General features: G+C 66.5%; 15 protein-coding genes. 4 read left to right on the forward strand and 11 right to left on the reverse strand.

Annotation, left to right across the window (positions count from 1 at the left end; all coding sequences use genetic code 11):
- Positions 1-47: 47 nt before the first annotated feature.
- The 4 genes from QZ634_RS18225 to cbiB all read right to left on the reverse strand — a co-directional run bounded on the left by QZ634_RS18225 (position 48) and on the right by cbiB (position 4,604).
- Positions 48-1,673, reverse strand: coding sequence for a glycosyltransferase family 39 protein (locus tag QZ634_RS18225; RefSeq protein WP_291990883.1), 1,626 nt, complete (start codon positions 1,671-1,673; stop codon positions 48-50).
- 73 nt (positions 1,674-1,746) lie between these two features.
- Positions 1,747-2,613, reverse strand: coding sequence for a cobalamin-binding protein (locus tag QZ634_RS18230; RefSeq protein ID WP_291991088.1), 867 nt, complete (start codon positions 2,611-2,613; stop codon positions 1,747-1,749).
- Positions 2,614-2,653: 40 nt separating this feature from the next.
- Entirely contained in the window at positions 2,654-3,655 is a 1,002-nt protein-coding gene (gene cobD / locus QZ634_RS18235) for a threonine-phosphate decarboxylase CobD (RefSeq protein WP_291990885.1), read from the reverse strand.
- The gene (cbiB, locus tag QZ634_RS18240; RefSeq protein ID WP_291990887.1) at positions 3,648-4,604 is read right to left on the reverse strand and encodes an adenosylcobinamide-phosphate synthase CbiB; all 957 of its coding nucleotides are present in this window, start codon (positions 4,602-4,604) and stop codon (positions 3,648-3,650) included. The genes cobD and cbiB overlap by 8 nt, the downstream gene beginning before the upstream one ends.
- Positions 4,605-4,639: 35 nt before the next feature.
- On the opposite strand from cbiB, the gene QZ634_RS18245 reads away from it, so the two are divergent.
- A complete protein-coding gene (locus QZ634_RS18245) occupies positions 4,640-6,166 on the forward strand; it encodes a cobyric acid synthase (RefSeq protein WP_291990889.1) in 1,527 nt (508 codons plus the stop codon).
- Here the strand turns inward: QZ634_RS18245 and QZ634_RS18250 are convergent.
- Both QZ634_RS18250 and cobU read right to left on the reverse strand, forming a co-directional pair.
- Positions 6,163-6,627 carry a universal stress protein gene (locus tag QZ634_RS18250; RefSeq protein WP_291990891.1) on the reverse strand — a complete coding sequence of 155 codons (465 nt, stop codon included), beginning with the start codon at positions 6,625-6,627 and terminating at the stop codon, positions 6,163-6,165. The two genes, QZ634_RS18245 and QZ634_RS18250, sit on opposite strands and share 4 nt — an antisense overlap.
- 136 nt (positions 6,628-6,763) lie before the next feature.
- Positions 6,764-7,309 (reverse strand): bifunctional adenosylcobinamide kinase/adenosylcobinamide-phosphate guanylyltransferase, encoded by a 546-nt coding sequence (gene cobU / locus QZ634_RS18255; RefSeq protein ID WP_291990892.1) that lies wholly within the window; start codon positions 7,307-7,309, stop codon positions 6,764-6,766.
- 64 nt (positions 7,310-7,373) lie between these two features.
- On the opposite strand from cobU, the gene cobT reads away from it, so the two are divergent.
- On the forward strand, positions 7,374-8,408 hold the full coding sequence (cobT, locus tag QZ634_RS18260) for a nicotinate-nucleotide--dimethylbenzimidazole phosphoribosyltransferase (RefSeq protein ID WP_291990894.1): 1,035 nt from the start codon (positions 7,374-7,376) through the stop codon (positions 8,406-8,408).
- On the opposite strand, the gene QZ634_RS18265 is transcribed toward cobT, so the two are convergent.
- Entirely contained in the window at positions 8,392-8,802 is a 411-nt protein-coding gene (locus QZ634_RS18265; protein WP_291990896.1) for a hypothetical protein, read from the reverse strand. The two genes, cobT and QZ634_RS18265, sit on opposite strands and share 17 nt — an antisense overlap.
- 194 nt (positions 8,803-8,996) lie before the next feature.
- Here QZ634_RS18265 and QZ634_RS18270 point away from each other — a divergent pair, with 194 nt between their 5' ends.
- The gene (locus tag QZ634_RS18270; RefSeq protein ID WP_291990898.1) at positions 8,997-9,338 is read left to right on the forward strand and encodes a hypothetical protein; all 342 of its coding nucleotides are present in this window, start codon (positions 8,997-8,999) and stop codon (positions 9,336-9,338) included.
- A gap of 210 nt (positions 9,339-9,548) precedes the next feature.
- Complete coding sequence (locus tag QZ634_RS18275; protein WP_291990900.1) at positions 9,549-9,872, forward strand: hypothetical protein; 324 nt, start codon at positions 9,549-9,551, stop codon at positions 9,870-9,872.
- Positions 9,873-9,954: 82 nt separating this feature from the next.
- Here QZ634_RS18275 and QZ634_RS18280 read toward each other — a convergent pair whose 3' ends face one another.
- The 4 genes from QZ634_RS18280 to QZ634_RS18295 all read right to left on the reverse strand — a co-directional run bounded on the left by QZ634_RS18280 (position 9,955) and on the right by QZ634_RS18295 (position 13,840).
- Entirely contained in the window at positions 9,955-10,722 is a 768-nt protein-coding gene (locus QZ634_RS18280) for an MBL fold metallo-hydrolase (RefSeq protein WP_291991089.1), read from the reverse strand.
- Positions 10,722-11,873: an outer membrane protein assembly factor BamC gene (gene bamC, locus QZ634_RS18285; RefSeq protein WP_291990902.1), complete on the reverse strand. Its 1,152-nt coding sequence runs from the start codon at positions 11,871-11,873 to the stop codon at positions 10,722-10,724. The genes QZ634_RS18280 and bamC overlap by 1 nt, the downstream gene beginning before the upstream one ends.
- A 15-nt stretch (positions 11,874-11,888) precedes the next feature.
- Complete coding sequence (dapA, locus tag QZ634_RS18290) at positions 11,889-12,767, reverse strand: 4-hydroxy-tetrahydrodipicolinate synthase (protein WP_291991090.1); 879 nt, start codon at positions 12,765-12,767, stop codon at positions 11,889-11,891.
- Positions 12,768-12,913: 146 nt separating this feature from the next.
- On the reverse strand, positions 12,914-13,840 hold the full coding sequence (locus QZ634_RS18295) for a histone deacetylase family protein (protein ID WP_291990904.1): 927 nt from the start codon (positions 13,838-13,840) through the stop codon (positions 12,914-12,916).
- Positions 13,841-13,876: the final 36 nt, after the last annotated feature.

The raw sequence follows: 13,876 nt of genomic DNA on the forward strand, positions 1-13,876 counted from the left end.
TGCGCAGCCTGATTCTGCCCGTCGATTGCTGCGCAGCGCTCTCGCCATCAGCCAGCGGGCGTCGTCGGCTGGCAATCCTGGAGCCGCCGACGCTGTTCGGCGTCGAGCCGCCAGACGGTCCGTCTGGGATTGGCAAAAGCGATCGCCTCCTCGGGGAGGAAAGAGTAGTGCTGCGCCTGCGCGGTTTTCCCCCACACCCACAATGAAGCTCCCGTGTAGGCGCACAATCGCGCCACGAACTCGCCGGGCATAAGCAGCACTTCGCGCATTTTTGCGCTGTCGAACTGGCCGGCGTCGTAGAGTTCCTTGCGCCAGTTGTCGCGGGCCGCAATGGCCGCCGTATCCTGCCAGTCGCTGACCACCCAGACGTCTTTCTCCGGTCGCAGGTAGAACGGCAGGTCATACTCGTACTCGTCGATCATCACCATCTGCGCGTCGGGGCTGTACAAGGGAGCCACCTGCCTGCTCAGGCTGCGCGTCGAAGTCGAATCTAACACCGCCACCAGAATAATGAGCACGACGCACAGGACGCCGCCGCCGACCAGACTGGCGCCGAGATAGAGCGAAGCGTCGGCGCCTTGCTCGCGTATCTCCGCCTTCGCCGCTCTCTCCGCCTGCCGCTTTTGCCGCCAGTCGAGAAACCCGTCGGCGATCAGGAAGGCCAGCGGCGGCAGCGCCGGAAGGATGTAGCCGACGAGTTTCGAATTCGGCAGCGAGAAAAAAACGAGAATTCCCAGCATCCACACCAGCATCAGGCTGCGAATCTCGACTTTCTCCGGGTCCACCAGGTATTTCCACGCGCAGGCGCGCCAGATCCACGGCGCCCACGGCAGCGTGCCGAGAAAAAGAACGGGAAGGTAGAACCAGAACGGCTGCGCGTTGCTGAAGCCGGTGTGCGCAAAGCGCTGGAAATGATGATAGACAAAGAAGTAGTCCCAGAAACCGTGGTACGAAATCTGCATCCAGACGAACCACGGTGCGGCGACGGCGACGAACAGGCCGATCATCGGCAGCGCCAGCAGCGCCGGGATCAGACGGTAGCGCCTGCGCAACAGCAGCCAGGCGAGCACGATCGCGCCGGGAAGGACAATACCGATCAAGCCCTTGGCGAGGACACCCAGGGCCGCGAAAACGTAGGCCGCGGCCAGTGCGGGTCGATACGAGCGGCCACTGTCCAGGCGCAGAATGGCGTGCGCCGCGCAGACGATGGTCGCCGAAATCATCCCCGCGACGAGCATGTCGAGGTTGGCGTACTGGGCGCCGGCGAAGAACATCGGCTGGGTCACCAGCACCGCCGCAGCCAGCGTCGCCGGGCGCTCCCCGGCGTAGCGCCTGACAAAGAGAAACAGCCCGCCGACGGCCAGCAGGGCGCCGAAGACGGACGCCAGGCGACCCGCCCATTCGTTGACCCCGAAGAGCTGCAGGGCCAGTCCGGTCAGCCAGTAGAACAGTGGCGGTTTGTGGAAATACGGCAGTCCGTCGAGCGTCGGCGTCAGCCAGTCGCCACTCCTGAGCATCGCCCAGGCGACGCCGATGTAGCGCCCCTCGTCGGGCAACATCAGCGATCTGGCCCCGGCCAGCATCGCCAACCAGGCGGCGCAGACGAGAAGCACGAGCAGCGTGCTGCGCGTTTCGAGGAGGCGGGCGGCAACGGCGGAAAGAAAACGCTTCATTTCTACTCGCTAAAGGGAGGACGCCCGGCCGGCGCGGCAGGGCATCGAGTGCGCAGGGAAAGGTGGCAGGCGCTCACTTTTTCGGCCGCCGGCGACGCGCCGTTTCGAGATGCTGGCAGAGCAGTTCGGCGCCATCCAGCAGGCGCGGCGTGTGACGCTGGATCAGGTCGGGCGGGACGAAGAACAGATTGTCGCGGGCAACCGCCTCGATCGATGTCCAGCGCCGCCAGTCGTCGAGCCATTCGGGGCGCGAGTCACCCATGCCGCTGGCGACGATCGCTTCCGGATTGGCGGCAATGATCGCTTCGACGGTCACCGTCGGGGCCATCGTCTCGAGGCTGGCAAAAACGTTGTCGCCGCCGCAAAGGCGGATGACGTCGGAGATGATCTGGCGGCGGCCGACGGTCATCAAGGGCTGCTTCCAGATCTGGTAGAAGGTGGGCACCGGCGGCCGCTGGCCATAGCGTTTCTGCAGCGCCGCCAGGCGCTGGCGAAAGCTGGCGGCGGCCCGGTCGGCGACCGCGCTGCTGCCGGCCAGAACGCCAAGGCGCTCGATCTCGCTGGCCACGTCGTCGATACGATCCGGCTGCGAGACATAGACCGGGAAACCGAGCGCCCGCAAGCGGTCGAGATGCGCAGCAGCGTTACCGCTCTGCCAGCCGATGATCAGGTCCGGGCGCAATGCGATGACGCGTTCGAGGTCGATCTGCGCGTAACTGCCAACGCGGGCAATCGTCGCCGCCGCCGGCGGATAGTTGCTGTACTCGACGCTGCCGACGACACGCTCGCCGGCACCGGCGGCAAACAGCGTTTCGGTGAGATGCGGCGCCAGACTGATGATGCGCCTGGCCGGCTGGGCCAGGCGCAGCCTGCTGCCGGCGTCGTCGACCACTTCCACCGCCTGGCCCTCGGCGTGCAGGAGAGCCACCGCACCGAGCAGGCAGCCGGCAAGGGAGAAGCGGAGCAACGCAGCAGACAATTCAAGGCCTCCAGGCGGACAGGGCGGCGGCCAGGCGCAGCCATTCGCTCTCGCTACCCGGCAAGCCGCAGCGCAGCAGCGCGTGCGCCGGAAAAACCCGGGTGAGAATGGCCTGGCGCGCCAGGTGTTCAAAAAGGGACGCCGCGTGCGGCGTCGCCAGGCTGACGAACAGGGCCGTGCCGCTGACCTCGCCGAACGGCTGCAGGAGCGCCTGCAAGCGTGCCGCAGCAGCGGTCAGCTCATGGCGGGTGTGCATCTGCCAGCGACGATCGGCCAGGGCCTGGCTGGCCACGGCACGGGCCGGCCCGGACAACGGCCAGGGACCGATCGCTGCACGCAGCCGCGCCAGCTTGTCGTCGGCAGCGAAGACAAAGCCGACGCGCGCACCGGCCAGGCCGAAGAACTTGCCAAGCGAACGCAGGACGATCAGGTTCGGCGCCTCGGCGCCACCCGCCACCGCGGCCAGGCAGTTCTCCGGTTCGGCATCGCCGAAGGCTTCGTCGACGACCAGCCAGCCGCCGCGCCGCTGCAGTTGCCGTGCCGCGGCGAGCAGATCGGCGGCCGGGAAACGCCGGCCGTTCGGGTTGTTGGGGTTGCAGAGCACGATCATCGGCGTTGCCACGGCGAGAGCGCGGGTCAGCGAAACGTTCTCCAGGCGGCGCAGCCTGTGGCCGGCGCGTTGCCAGGCCTGCGCATGTTCTTCGTAGATCGGCGTCATGCACGCCACGGCCAGTGGCGCGAACAGCGCCGGCAGGTGCTGGATGGCCAGCTGCGAGCCGGGTAGCGCGAGCAATCGCGCGCTGCCGTAGTACGCAGCGGCAACGACGTCCAGGCCGTCGTCGTCCTCGGGCAGGCGTTGCCAGCAGCGCGCCTCGATCGCCGGTACCGGGTAGGCACGCGGGTTGATTCCCGTCGACAGGTCGAGCCAGTCAGCCAGCGTCCAGTGGCCGAAAGCCGCATACCGCCCTGCCGCGGCGCGCAGCCGGCCACCGTGTTCAAGCACGCGCCAGGCCCCAGCAAACGAGCAGCGACAACCACAGCACGACGCTGCGACGCAAGAGCGTCAGCGCCCGGGCAATATCCTCGGCGGCCGGCCGCCGGCCTTCGCCAAGCGGCGGGCGCTGCTCGATCCGGCCGTGATAGCAGGCCGGCCCGCCGAGCGCGAGACCCAGGCTGCCCGCGCCGGCGGCCATCACCGGGCCGGCGTTGGGACTTTTCCAGCTCGCCGCCTGTGCGTGCCAGCAGCACAGCGCGCTGCGCGTACGGCCACAGAGCGCGTACGAGAGCGCGGTCAGGCGCGCCGGGACGTAGTTGAGCAGGTCGTCGAGACGTGCCGCCGCCCAGCCGAAATCGGCAAAGCGCGGGCTGCGGTAACCCCACATGGCGTCCAGCGTATTGGCCAGACGAAAAAGCAAGGCGCCCGGGCCCCCGAGCAGGGCAAACCAGAACAGCGCCCCGAAAATGGCGTCGTTCCCGTTTTCCAGCGTCGACTCGACGCAAGCGCTGGCCACACCGGCAGCATCAAGGTCTTCGGTTTGTCGCGAAACCAGCCAGCCGACGTGCTCGCGTGCCTGCGCCAGATGGCCGCTCGCCAGATCGTCGGCAACGCGGCTGGCGTGCTCGCCGAGACTGCGACCGCCCAGCGCCAGGGTGAGCAGCAGCACGTGCAGCAGCCAGCCGGACAGGCCCTCCGGAATCAGCCCCAGTGCCAGAACGAACAGCGGCAGGACCAGCAGGGACCAGGCCAGCAGACCGCGCAGGCGGCGCCCGCCACCCCGGTTCGCGGCGCGCTCGACGGCGTTGGCCACGGCGCCGAAACCGACCAGCGGATGCCAGCACCGCGGCTCGCCGAGCAGTCGATCGAGTCCGGCAGCGGCGAGCGCAGCGAGCGGCAGAAAGAGCGCGGCCGGCACCTGATCGGCGAGGAATGCTGAGGAGGACACGGTCGGCATGAGAGAATCGCGGCAACGAAACCCCGGATTCTACGATGAACGACCGCCGCACCCCCAGCCTGATGGTGCAGGGCTGCACTTCCGACTCCGGCAAGACGACGCTGGTCGCTGCCCTGTGCCGCATCCTGCACCGCCGCGGGGTCCGTGTCGCGCCCTTCAAGCCGCAGAACATGGCCCTCAACTCGGCCGTCACCGTCGATGGCGGCGAGATCGGACGCGCGCAGGCGCTGCAAGCGCAGGCAGCCGGCGTGCCGACGCACTCCGACTTCAACCCCGTACTGCTCAAGCCGGCGACCGACACCAAGGCGCAGGTGATCATCCACGGCAAGGCCCTGACCGACCTCGATGCGCGCGACTACCACGCCTACAAGCCGCGCGCGATGCAGGCCGTACTCGCGTCGTGGCAGCGCCTCGCCGCGCAATACGAGTGCCTGCTCGTCGAGGGTGCCGGCAGCCCGGCAGAGATCAACCTGCGTGACCGCGACATCGCCAACATGGGTTTTGCCGAAGCCGTCGATTGTCCGGTAATCCTGATCGCCGACATCGATCGCGGCGGCGTCTTCGCGCATCTGTGCGGCACCCTCGACCTGCTCTCGGCATCCGAGCAGGCGCGCGTCAAGGGCTTCGTCATCAACCGCTTCCGTGGCGACATCGGCCTGCTCGAAAGCGGCCTGCGCTGGCTCGAGGAACGCACCGGCAAGCCGGTTCTCGGCGTCCTGCCGTATCTGCACGGCCTCTACCTCGACGCCGAAGACGCACTGCCACGCGAGGCCCTGCGCAAGGAGGATGCAGCGCTTCGCGTCGTCGCGCCGGTGTACCCGCGCATTGCGAACCACAACGACCTCGACCCGCTGCGCTTCCACCCGGAAGTCGATTTTCGCTTCGTCGGCCCCAACGAGACGGCGCCGGCCTGCGACCTGATCGTCCTGCCCGGGTCGAAAGCGGTCCAGTCCGACCTCGCCTGGCTACGCGCGCAGGGTTGGGAGGAAGCGATCCGGCGGCATCTGCGCTACGGCGGCAAGCTGGTCGGCATCTGCGGCGGCCTGCAGATGCTCGGCCGCCAATTGCACGATCCGCTCGGACTCGAAGGCCATCCAGGGAGCACGCCGGGACTTGGCTGGCTGGACTACGAAACGCGGCTGGCCAGCGAAAAAACGCTGCTCAACGTCAGCGGCGAACTGCTGCTCCCGGGGGCGGCGAGCGTCAGCGGTTACCGTATCCACATGGGGGTCACGCAGGGCGCTGCGCTGGCGACGCCGGCACTGCGGCTCGCCGGCCAGCCGGACGGCGCGCTGTCGGCCGATGGCCAGATTCTGGCCACCTACTGCCACGGCCTGTTCGACTCGCCATCCGCACTGACCGCGCTGCTCACCTGGGCAGGCCACCGGCCAAGACACGAATTCGATGCCCGGCAGCGCCGGGAAGCCGACATCGATCGCCTCGCCGACGCCGTCGAAGCGCATCTCAATCTGCGTCAGCTGGCGGCGTGGCTACCCGCGCAAGCGCTCGTTCCCCTGCCGCGCACGGGTCAGCTCGCTGCCCCTGTCGACGCGCCGTCTTAATCGACCGGATCTTCGCCGCGCACCAGGAGCAGCGACCGGCGCCCCTTGCGTACCAGGCGCTCGGCGACGCTGCCGACGAAGAAGCGCTCGACGCCGCGACGGCCGTGCGTTCCGACGATCAGCAAATCGGCGTGCCATTCGGCCGCCGCTTCGATGAGCATGTCCGAAACGTGCAGCCTCTCCGATTCGACGACCTTGATCTCGACGTCGATTCCGGCCGCGCGCACCTTTTCGGCAGCCTTGCCGAGAAAGCCTTCCGCGCCCATGCGCAGGCGCGCTTCGGTCTTGCCGACACTGTTCGGCAGCATCATCGCCACGTCACGTTGGGCGAGCACGGTTTCGTCAATCGCGTGGCAGATCGCCACCTGCGCGCCAACGCTCTTGGCCAGTTCGATCGCCGTTTCCAGCACCCTGTCGGTCATGAAACTCTGGTCCAGGGCGACCATGATTCGTTTGTACATTGCTCGGTGCTCCTCACTTGGCAGACGCGCCAGACAAGTTGTCTGACAACTGCAAGAATAACACTCATCACCCTGGTCGAGAACAGCGTGAACGTACGCCGGGGGCGACCCCAAGCGCCGCGCAGGGCAGCACCGATCAGCGCAGGGTCAGCGGCAAACCGGCAACCACCAGCGTCACCCGGTCACACACCGCCGCCACCCGCTGGTTCAGCCGGCCCTGCTCGTCGGCAAACAGTCGCGCCAGCGCCGCCATCGGCACGCCACCCCAGCCGACCTCGTTGCTGACCAGAATGATCTGCCCCGGCAGTTGCGGCAGCGTCTCGATCAAGGCCACCGTCGCGCCAGCGAGGAGCGGGCAGTCAACGCTCGCGCCGGCCTCGACCTGGCGCGCGGCGGCGCCGGCAAAGAGCAGGTTCGACAGCCACAGCGTCAGGCAATCGACGAGCAGGCAGACGCCGGGCGCAGCGTGTCTGCGCAGGGCGCCCGCCAGGTCGATGGGTTCCTCGACCAGGCCCCAGTCGGCACTGCGGCGCTGGCGATGGTGAGCGATGCGCCGTGCCATTTCGCCGTCGAGCGCTTGCGCTGTCGCCAGGTAGACCACCTGCAGGCCACCCTCGCTTGCCCGGCGCTCGGCCAGGGCACTCTTGCCCGAACGGGCACCGCCAATGATCAGTTCTCGCATGCCGCCAAGATTAGCATGGCCAGGTAGCGGCTATACTCGGCCCTTTGCCGAGGCTCGCCCGACCATGCAATTCTCCATCCCGCCGACAGCCCCCTTCCCCGCACTGCAAGCGCGCATCGACGGCAAGACCAAACCCGCAGGCTCGCTCGGCCAGCTCGAGCGCCTGGCGCTGCAGATCGGCCAGGTGCAGCGATCGCTGACGCCGACCCTCGGGCAAGCGCATCTGCTGGTCTTCGCCGGCGACCATGGCGCAGCCCGTGCCGGCGTTTCGGCGTACCCGCAGGAAGTGACCTGGCAGATGGTCGAAAACTTCCTCGCCGGCGGCGCAGCGATCAATGTCTTCGCTCGCCAGAACGGCTTGCAGCTGCAGGTGATCGATGCCGGTGTCGCGCACGACTTCGGCGTCCGCGCCGGTCTGGTCGACGCCAAGATCGCCTTCGGCACGAACAACTTCATCGAACAGGCGGCAATGAGCGACGACGACTGCCAGGCGGCCATGGCGCGTGGCGCAGCGATCGCCCGCCAGCTTGCCGACCAGGGCTGCCGGGTGATCGCTTTCGGCGAAATGGGAATTGGCAACACCGCCGCCGCAGCACTGCTCACGCATCAGTTCACCGGCACGCCTCTCGCCGACTGCGTCGGCCGCGGCACCGGCCTCGATAACGCCGGACTGGCGCGCAAACAGGCGCTGCTCGCACAGGCGGCCGGGCGTGCCGCGCTGGCCCCCGATGCGCCGGCCCGGCGCGTGCTCGCCGAGTTCGGCGGCTTCGAAATCGCCATGATGAGCGGCGCCATGCTCGCCGCTGCCGAGCGCGGCATGCTGCTGCTGATCGACGGCTTCATCGTCACTTCGGCCCTGCTGGCCGCCACCGCCATCGCCCCGTCGATTGGCGACTATTGCATTTTTTGTCACCGCTCGGCCGAGCCCGGGCATCAGGCGCAGTTGCGCGCCCTGCGCGGCGAACCCCTGCTCGATCTCGGGCTGCGCCTTGGCGAAGGAACCGGTGCCGCGCTGGCCTGGCCGCTGGTCCGTGCCGCAGCTGCTTTCGTCAACGAAATGGCCAGCTTCGCGTCGGCCGGGGTCAGCGAGCAGCTCTGACCGGCGCGGAACCCGGCTCGAGTTGCTGCCCGGCGTTTTCAAACTCGGGGCGAATCTGACTCGCGTCACGGTAGCGCGGCTGAATGTGCGCTTCGGGCGTTGGTGCCACGTCACGGGGCAGCGGCGAAAACTCCACGGGCGGAGGGTTCGGCGCAAAACGTCCGCCGTAGTTGCGCTCGTAGCGCTCGAGGAAACGGCGCACCTGCTCGTAATCCGCGCAGTTCGGAATCAGGCAACGTCCCCACGGGTCGTAGGCAAGCGACGGCGGGAAGGCGGCGCCGTAAGGTGAGTACCAAGGCCCGACGATCAGCGCACCGCCAACGGCAAGATCCCGCGCAGTGGCATTGAAGACAGTCGTGGCAAGTATTGCCGCAAGGAGTGGAGACAGGCGCATGCAGGGGAGTGTAGCACCTCGGCACCGCGGCTCCGACGTCAGGCCGCCGCCTGTTCAGCCTGAAGCGTGACAATAGGCACGGACTCCCACCCGTAAGTTTGTTAAAATTGACCCTATCAGGCTCGCTGGTTTCTACCACCCTTTGATCCCCCTTGTGGGGACTCAAATCACCGATCGGAGTCTTGCGTTCAATCATGAAATGCCCTAGCTGTAACGCCGAAGACATCCGCCGTTCAAGACGTAGCGGCCCGCAGGAAGGAATGGCGCTGCGCTTCAAGAACGAAGCCCCGTTTCGTTGCCGCGCCTGCGGCTTGCGCTTCGTTGCCAAGACCGAACCCGACGATGGCGGCGGCGCCCGCCGCGCCGTGTCCTTCGCTGACTATCTCGGCCTGAGGGGCTGGACAAGGCGGCTATTTACGGACCAGATGATCCTGGGTAGCCTGCTCGGACTGGTCCTGCTGCTGGTGACCGTCGTCTTCTTTGCCTTCGCGTTTGGCTGGATCGACCCCTTCTACCTGCATTCGACGAGCCACTGAACATCCGGTAATCGCTGATCCCTGGCACCTTCGTCGGCACCCGCAGGCGGCGAACCGGCACCCTCCAAAAACATAGTGCGGCGCACAATGTTCTGCCAGCCCATGGTGGCAAGCGGTGTTAAAATAACGCCTTGGCCGATGTGCACTTCGGTCAACCATTTTTATTTTGGCGCGTTATATGCCCTTTCACCGTCGATAAGGAACCCCACCATGAATCGTTCACTACTGCTTGCCGCCCTGCTCGCCCTCGCCGTTACCGCCTGTGGCAAGAAAGAAGAAGCCAAGCCTGTCGCAGTTCCGGAGCCCACTCCTGCGGCCGCTCCTGCCGCCGCTCCTGCTCCTGCCGCCGCTCCTGCCGCCGCTCCGGCTGCCGCTCCGGCTGCCGAACCCGCTGCCGCACCGGCCGCCGCTCCTGCTGCCGACGCTGCCGCCGCTCCTGCGGACGCCAGCAAGACGGCGACCGACGCGGCCATGGACAAGGCCAAGGAAGTTGGCGGCGCTGCCGATGCTGCCAAGGACGCAATGAAGAAGTAATTGCTGTGCCTCCAGAGCAGCACCAGAAAAGCCGGCGAAAGCCGGCTTTTTTCTTGCCGGCTGCCTTCGCCGCACGGTCCGTTCAGCTCAACTGCCGCCAGGCGAAGCCACCCTCCTGGTCGGCGACGCCGATCCAGTCCTCGCTGCAACCGAGGACTGCGGCGAGCGCACTGACCGCCAGTTGCGGCCGATTGTTCTCCTGGCTGAGGTGAGCTGCGACCAGGTGTTGCAGGCGGCCGCTGTCGATCTGGCGCAGGAGGCCTGCCGCCTGACCGTTCTCCAGATGCCCGAATCGCCCGCCGATGCGCTGTTTGAGGGCGGCCGGGTAGCGCGACGCGGCGAGCAGGGCCTGGTCATGGTTGCACTCGAGCACCAGTGCGTCGCAGGCGCGTAGCACTTCAACGACGTGCGGAGTGATCGAGCCGGTATCGGTGAGCACGCCCAGGCGATGCTGGCCGTCGCCAAACCGGTATTGCACCGGTTCGCGCGCATCGTGAGGGACCGGGAAAGGCAGCACTTCGAGGCCATCGATGGCAAACGCGGTGTGCCCGTCGATCAGGCGACACTCGGGCAGGGACGCCGAGCCTCGCGAAGCTGCGGCATGGGTACCGTGGGTGAGGTAGACGGCAAGCCGATGGCGACGGGCAAAGGAAAAGACACCGCCAAGGTGATCGCCATGCTCATGGGTGACCAGGATCGCCGCCAGCTGCTCGGGAGCGGTGCCCAGCCTGGCCAGCCGGGCAGTCGCCACGCGCGTCGAAAAACCGCAATCGACCATCACCTTCGTCTCGCCGGCGTCGACAATCAGGGCGTTACCCTGACTGCCGCTGCCCAGCGACGCGAAACGCATCACTTCAACTGATCGTAAAGCAGATTGAGAATTTTCTTGGCCGTCGGCGACTGGTCGACGCCCCCCTCGGGGCTCAGTACCTGGACAGCAGACCGGCTCCCTGCTTCCTTGATGAAAATCCGGTACTGGATCTGTTGCTTCTCCGTCGGACTGGACTTGAACGGATTCAGCTTGGAGAAGAAGCCGTCCGCCGCCTTCTCGCCGTCCGTTTCGGGATCGACATAGCGAACAAAGTACAGGCCCCGGGAACGATCCCGATCGATGACCGTAAAGCCGACCCGATCGAGCGCCAGGCCGACTCGCCGCCAGGCACGATCGAAGGATTCATCGACGTCCAGCGTGCCCGCGCCGTCGGTGCCGCGCGACAGGGTCGCACGCTCGACCGGTTTTTCCTTGGCCGCCTGAATGGCGGCGGTAGCGCGCTTCTCGTCGCTGCCCAGGCGAATCATCAGCAGACGCAGCATCTCGGCCTCAAGCTCCGGATCGGCCGGGCGCGGCTGCCACTTGGTCTGGTCCTTGCCCTCGGAAATGAAGATCTCGTACATGCCGCGATGACTGATGAAGATGTCGGTCGTGCCGGGGGTGATGCCGGGCTCGAGACGGGTGCGGAACTTGTCTCTCTCGGCCGTCGAGTAAACGGAATCGATCACCTTGCCGAGGATGTTGCGGATGAAATCCTGCGAAATCTTGGCGCGGTTTTCCGCCCAGTCGGTCTCCATCACGCCAGCGTCGGGCAGGTCGAGCTTGATGACAAAACCGGTTTCCTGCCAGAAGTCCTTGACCGGTCCCCAGAGCTTGTCGGGAGAACCCTTGACCACCAGCCAACGCTCGTTGCCGGCACGTTCGATGCGCGCGTTGTCGACCTCCGGCAGGACGTCGCTCTTCTGTTGCGCCTGCGCCTGTGGCGAACGTTCGGCGCTGTACGCCGAGTAGGTCGCCGTGCCCTTGCCGCCACCGGTGTCGGGGATGGCATAACGATCATCGCGCGTCGGCGACGTCAGGTCAGGCGGTATTTCGAGCGTCGGGACCTGGCTCTTGGACGCCGTCTTGTAGTCGATCTTCTTGGTCTCGAAGGTCGTGCTGCAGGCCAGCAGCAGCAGCGGCGCCAGGAGCAGGCCGAACAGTCGAACGCGCACAACGATAGAAGGCATTTGGCAACCCCGCATCTAGACGAGTACGCCGGCCTGGCGCATGGCAACACGAACCCGCTCGTGACAATTCGCCGATAGCGGCGTCAGCGGCAGCCGCAATCCGGCCTCGATCAGGCCCAGTTCCTGACAGGCCCACTTGACCGGAATCGGGTTCGCCTCGCAGAACAACTGCTGGTGCAGCCCGAGCAGGCGCGCGTGCAGCGCGCGCGCGACGATGGCGTTTCCGGCCAGCGCCGCGGCGCACATCTCGTGCATCAAACGTGGCGCCACGTTGGCCACCACCGAGATGTCGCCCTGGGCGCCCATCAGGATCAGGGCACAGGCACTGGCGTCGTCGCCGCTATACACGGCAAAGCCCTCGGGCGCGCGGGCGATCAGGTCGGTCCCGCGCTCGATGTTGCCGGTGGCGTCCTTGATGCCGACGATATTCGGAATTTCGGCCAGGCGCAGCGCGGTGTCGTTGCCCAGATCGGCAACGGTGCGGCCCGGCACGTTGTACAGGATGACCGGGATATCGACGGCTTCGGCCACCGCCCGGAAGTGGCGATAGAGGCCTTCCTGCGTCGGCTTGTTGTAGTAAGGCACCACCGAAAGCGCCGCGTTGGCACCTGCCTGGTGGGCGAAACGGGTCAGCGCGACGGCTTCAGCGGTGGAATTGGCGCCGGTGCCGGCAATCACCGGGATGCGACCGGCGGCCTGGTCGACGGTCAGCCTTATCAGTTCGCAGTGTTCGTCGACATTGACCGTCGGCGACTCACCGGTCGTCCCTACGATGACGATGGCGTCCGTCCCCTCGTGCACGTGGAAGTCGACCAGGCGGCGCAGGGCCGGCAAGTCGAGGCTGCCGTCGGCGTGCATGGGGGTGACGATCGCGACGATCGATCCAGTAATCATGGTCATGGGTGAGCGCCCGAGCAATAGCCGAAAGCATTCGGCCGTGGAAAATCAAGCTTCCAATATTACCCGAAGGCAAGCGCCTTGGCCATGGGAATGGCCTCGGACCGGAGAGTGCAAAGCACCGCTTGCCGGAAAAAACCGCGTCAGAAATCAGCCAGCACCCGCAGGTGGGCGACCACGCTGCGCGCCAGCGCGGAGAGCGCATAGCCGCCCTCGAGCATCGACACGATCCGCCTCTGTGCGCACTCGTCGGCGAGTTCGGTGAGCTGTCCGGTGACCCAGGCGTAGTCCTTTTCAAGCAGCCGCAAGCCGCCCATCTCGTCTTCGTAGTGGGCATCGAAACCGGCCGATATGAGGATCATCTCCGGCTGAAACTCGCGCAGGCGCGGCATCCACAGCTCGCTGACGACGCTCCGGAACTCCTCGCCGTCGGTGTCCCGGCTGAGCGGCACGTTGAGCATGTTCGACGCCGGTTTCTCGGTCCCACTGTAGGGGTAGAAGGGATGCTGGAAAGTGCTCACCATCAGCACGCGCTGATCGCCCTTGAAGCAGTCCTCGGTGCCGTTGCCATGGTGCACGTCGAAATCGATGACCGCCACCCGCGACAGCTTGTGCGCTTCCAGCGCATGCGCCGCGGCAACGGCGATGTTGTTGAAGAAGCAGAAGCCCATCGCCGCCGCGCGCTCGGCATGGTGGCCGGGCGGGCGGACCGCACAGAAAGCGTTCTGTACCTCGCCGGCCATCACCAGATCGACCGCCAGCACCCCGGCCCCGGCCGCACGCAGCGCCGCTTTCCAGGTATGCCGGTTCATGGCCGTGTCCGGGTCGAGGTGCACGATGCCCAGTTCGGGCGAGGCACGCTTGACACGTTCCAGATGCGCAGCCGAGTGCACCCGGTGCAGCTGCTCAAAGCTCGCCAGCGGCGCATCGTGGTAGGCAAAGTACGAATCCAGACCTTGCGCAATCATGTGATCGCTGATCGCGGTGAGGCGCTCCGGACACTCCGGATGATACGAACCCATGTCGTGCAACTGGCAATCTCGATGGCTGATGAATGCGGTACTGGTCACTATTGCCTCTCTACCGCAATCAGGGCTGGCCATGGG

The organism is Candidatus Accumulibacter sp. ACC007 (assembly GCF_907163205.1).
Classification (GTDB): Bacteria; Pseudomonadota; Gammaproteobacteria; order Burkholderiales; family Rhodocyclaceae; genus Accumulibacter; species Accumulibacter regalis.

Excerpts from the sequence above, each read along its gene's own strand:
- QZ634_RS18225 (WP_291990883.1), bottom strand. The coding sequence starts at position 1,673 with ATGAAGCGTTTTCTTTCCGCCGTTGCCGCCCGCCTCCTCGAAACGCGC.
- cbiB (WP_291990887.1), bottom strand. The coding sequence starts at position 4,604 with ATGCCGACCGTGTCCTCCTCAGCATTCCTCGCCGATCAGGTGCCGGCC.
- QZ634_RS18245 (WP_291990889.1), top strand. The coding sequence starts at position 4,640 with ATGAACGACCGCCGCACCCCCAGCCTGATGGTGCAGGGCTGCACTTCC.
- QZ634_RS18250 (WP_291990891.1), bottom strand. The coding sequence starts at position 6,627 with ATGTACAAACGAATCATGGTCGCCCTGGACCAGAGTTTCATGACCGAC.
- cobU (WP_291990892.1), bottom strand. The coding sequence starts at position 7,309 with ATGCGAGAACTGATCATTGGCGGTGCCCGTTCGGGCAAGAGTGCCCTG.
- cobT (WP_291990894.1), top strand. The coding sequence starts at position 7,374 with ATGCAATTCTCCATCCCGCCGACAGCCCCCTTCCCCGCACTGCAAGCG.
- QZ634_RS18265 (WP_291990896.1), bottom strand. The coding sequence starts at position 8,802 with ATGCGCCTGTCTCCACTCCTTGCGGCAATACTTGCCACGACTGTCTTC.
- QZ634_RS18270 (WP_291990898.1), top strand. The coding sequence starts at position 8,997 with ATGAAATGCCCTAGCTGTAACGCCGAAGACATCCGCCGTTCAAGACGT.
- QZ634_RS18275 (WP_291990900.1), top strand. The coding sequence starts at position 9,549 with ATGAATCGTTCACTACTGCTTGCCGCCCTGCTCGCCCTCGCCGTTACC.
- QZ634_RS18280 (WP_291991089.1), bottom strand. The coding sequence starts at position 10,722 with ATGCGTTTCGCGTCGCTGGGCAGCGGCAGTCAGGGTAACGCCCTGATT.
- bamC (WP_291990902.1), bottom strand. The coding sequence starts at position 11,873 with ATGCCTTCTATCGTTGTGCGCGTTCGACTGTTCGGCCTGCTCCTGGCG.
- dapA (WP_291991090.1), bottom strand. The coding sequence starts at position 12,767 with ATGATTACTGGATCGATCGTCGCGATCGTCACCCCCATGCACGCCGAC.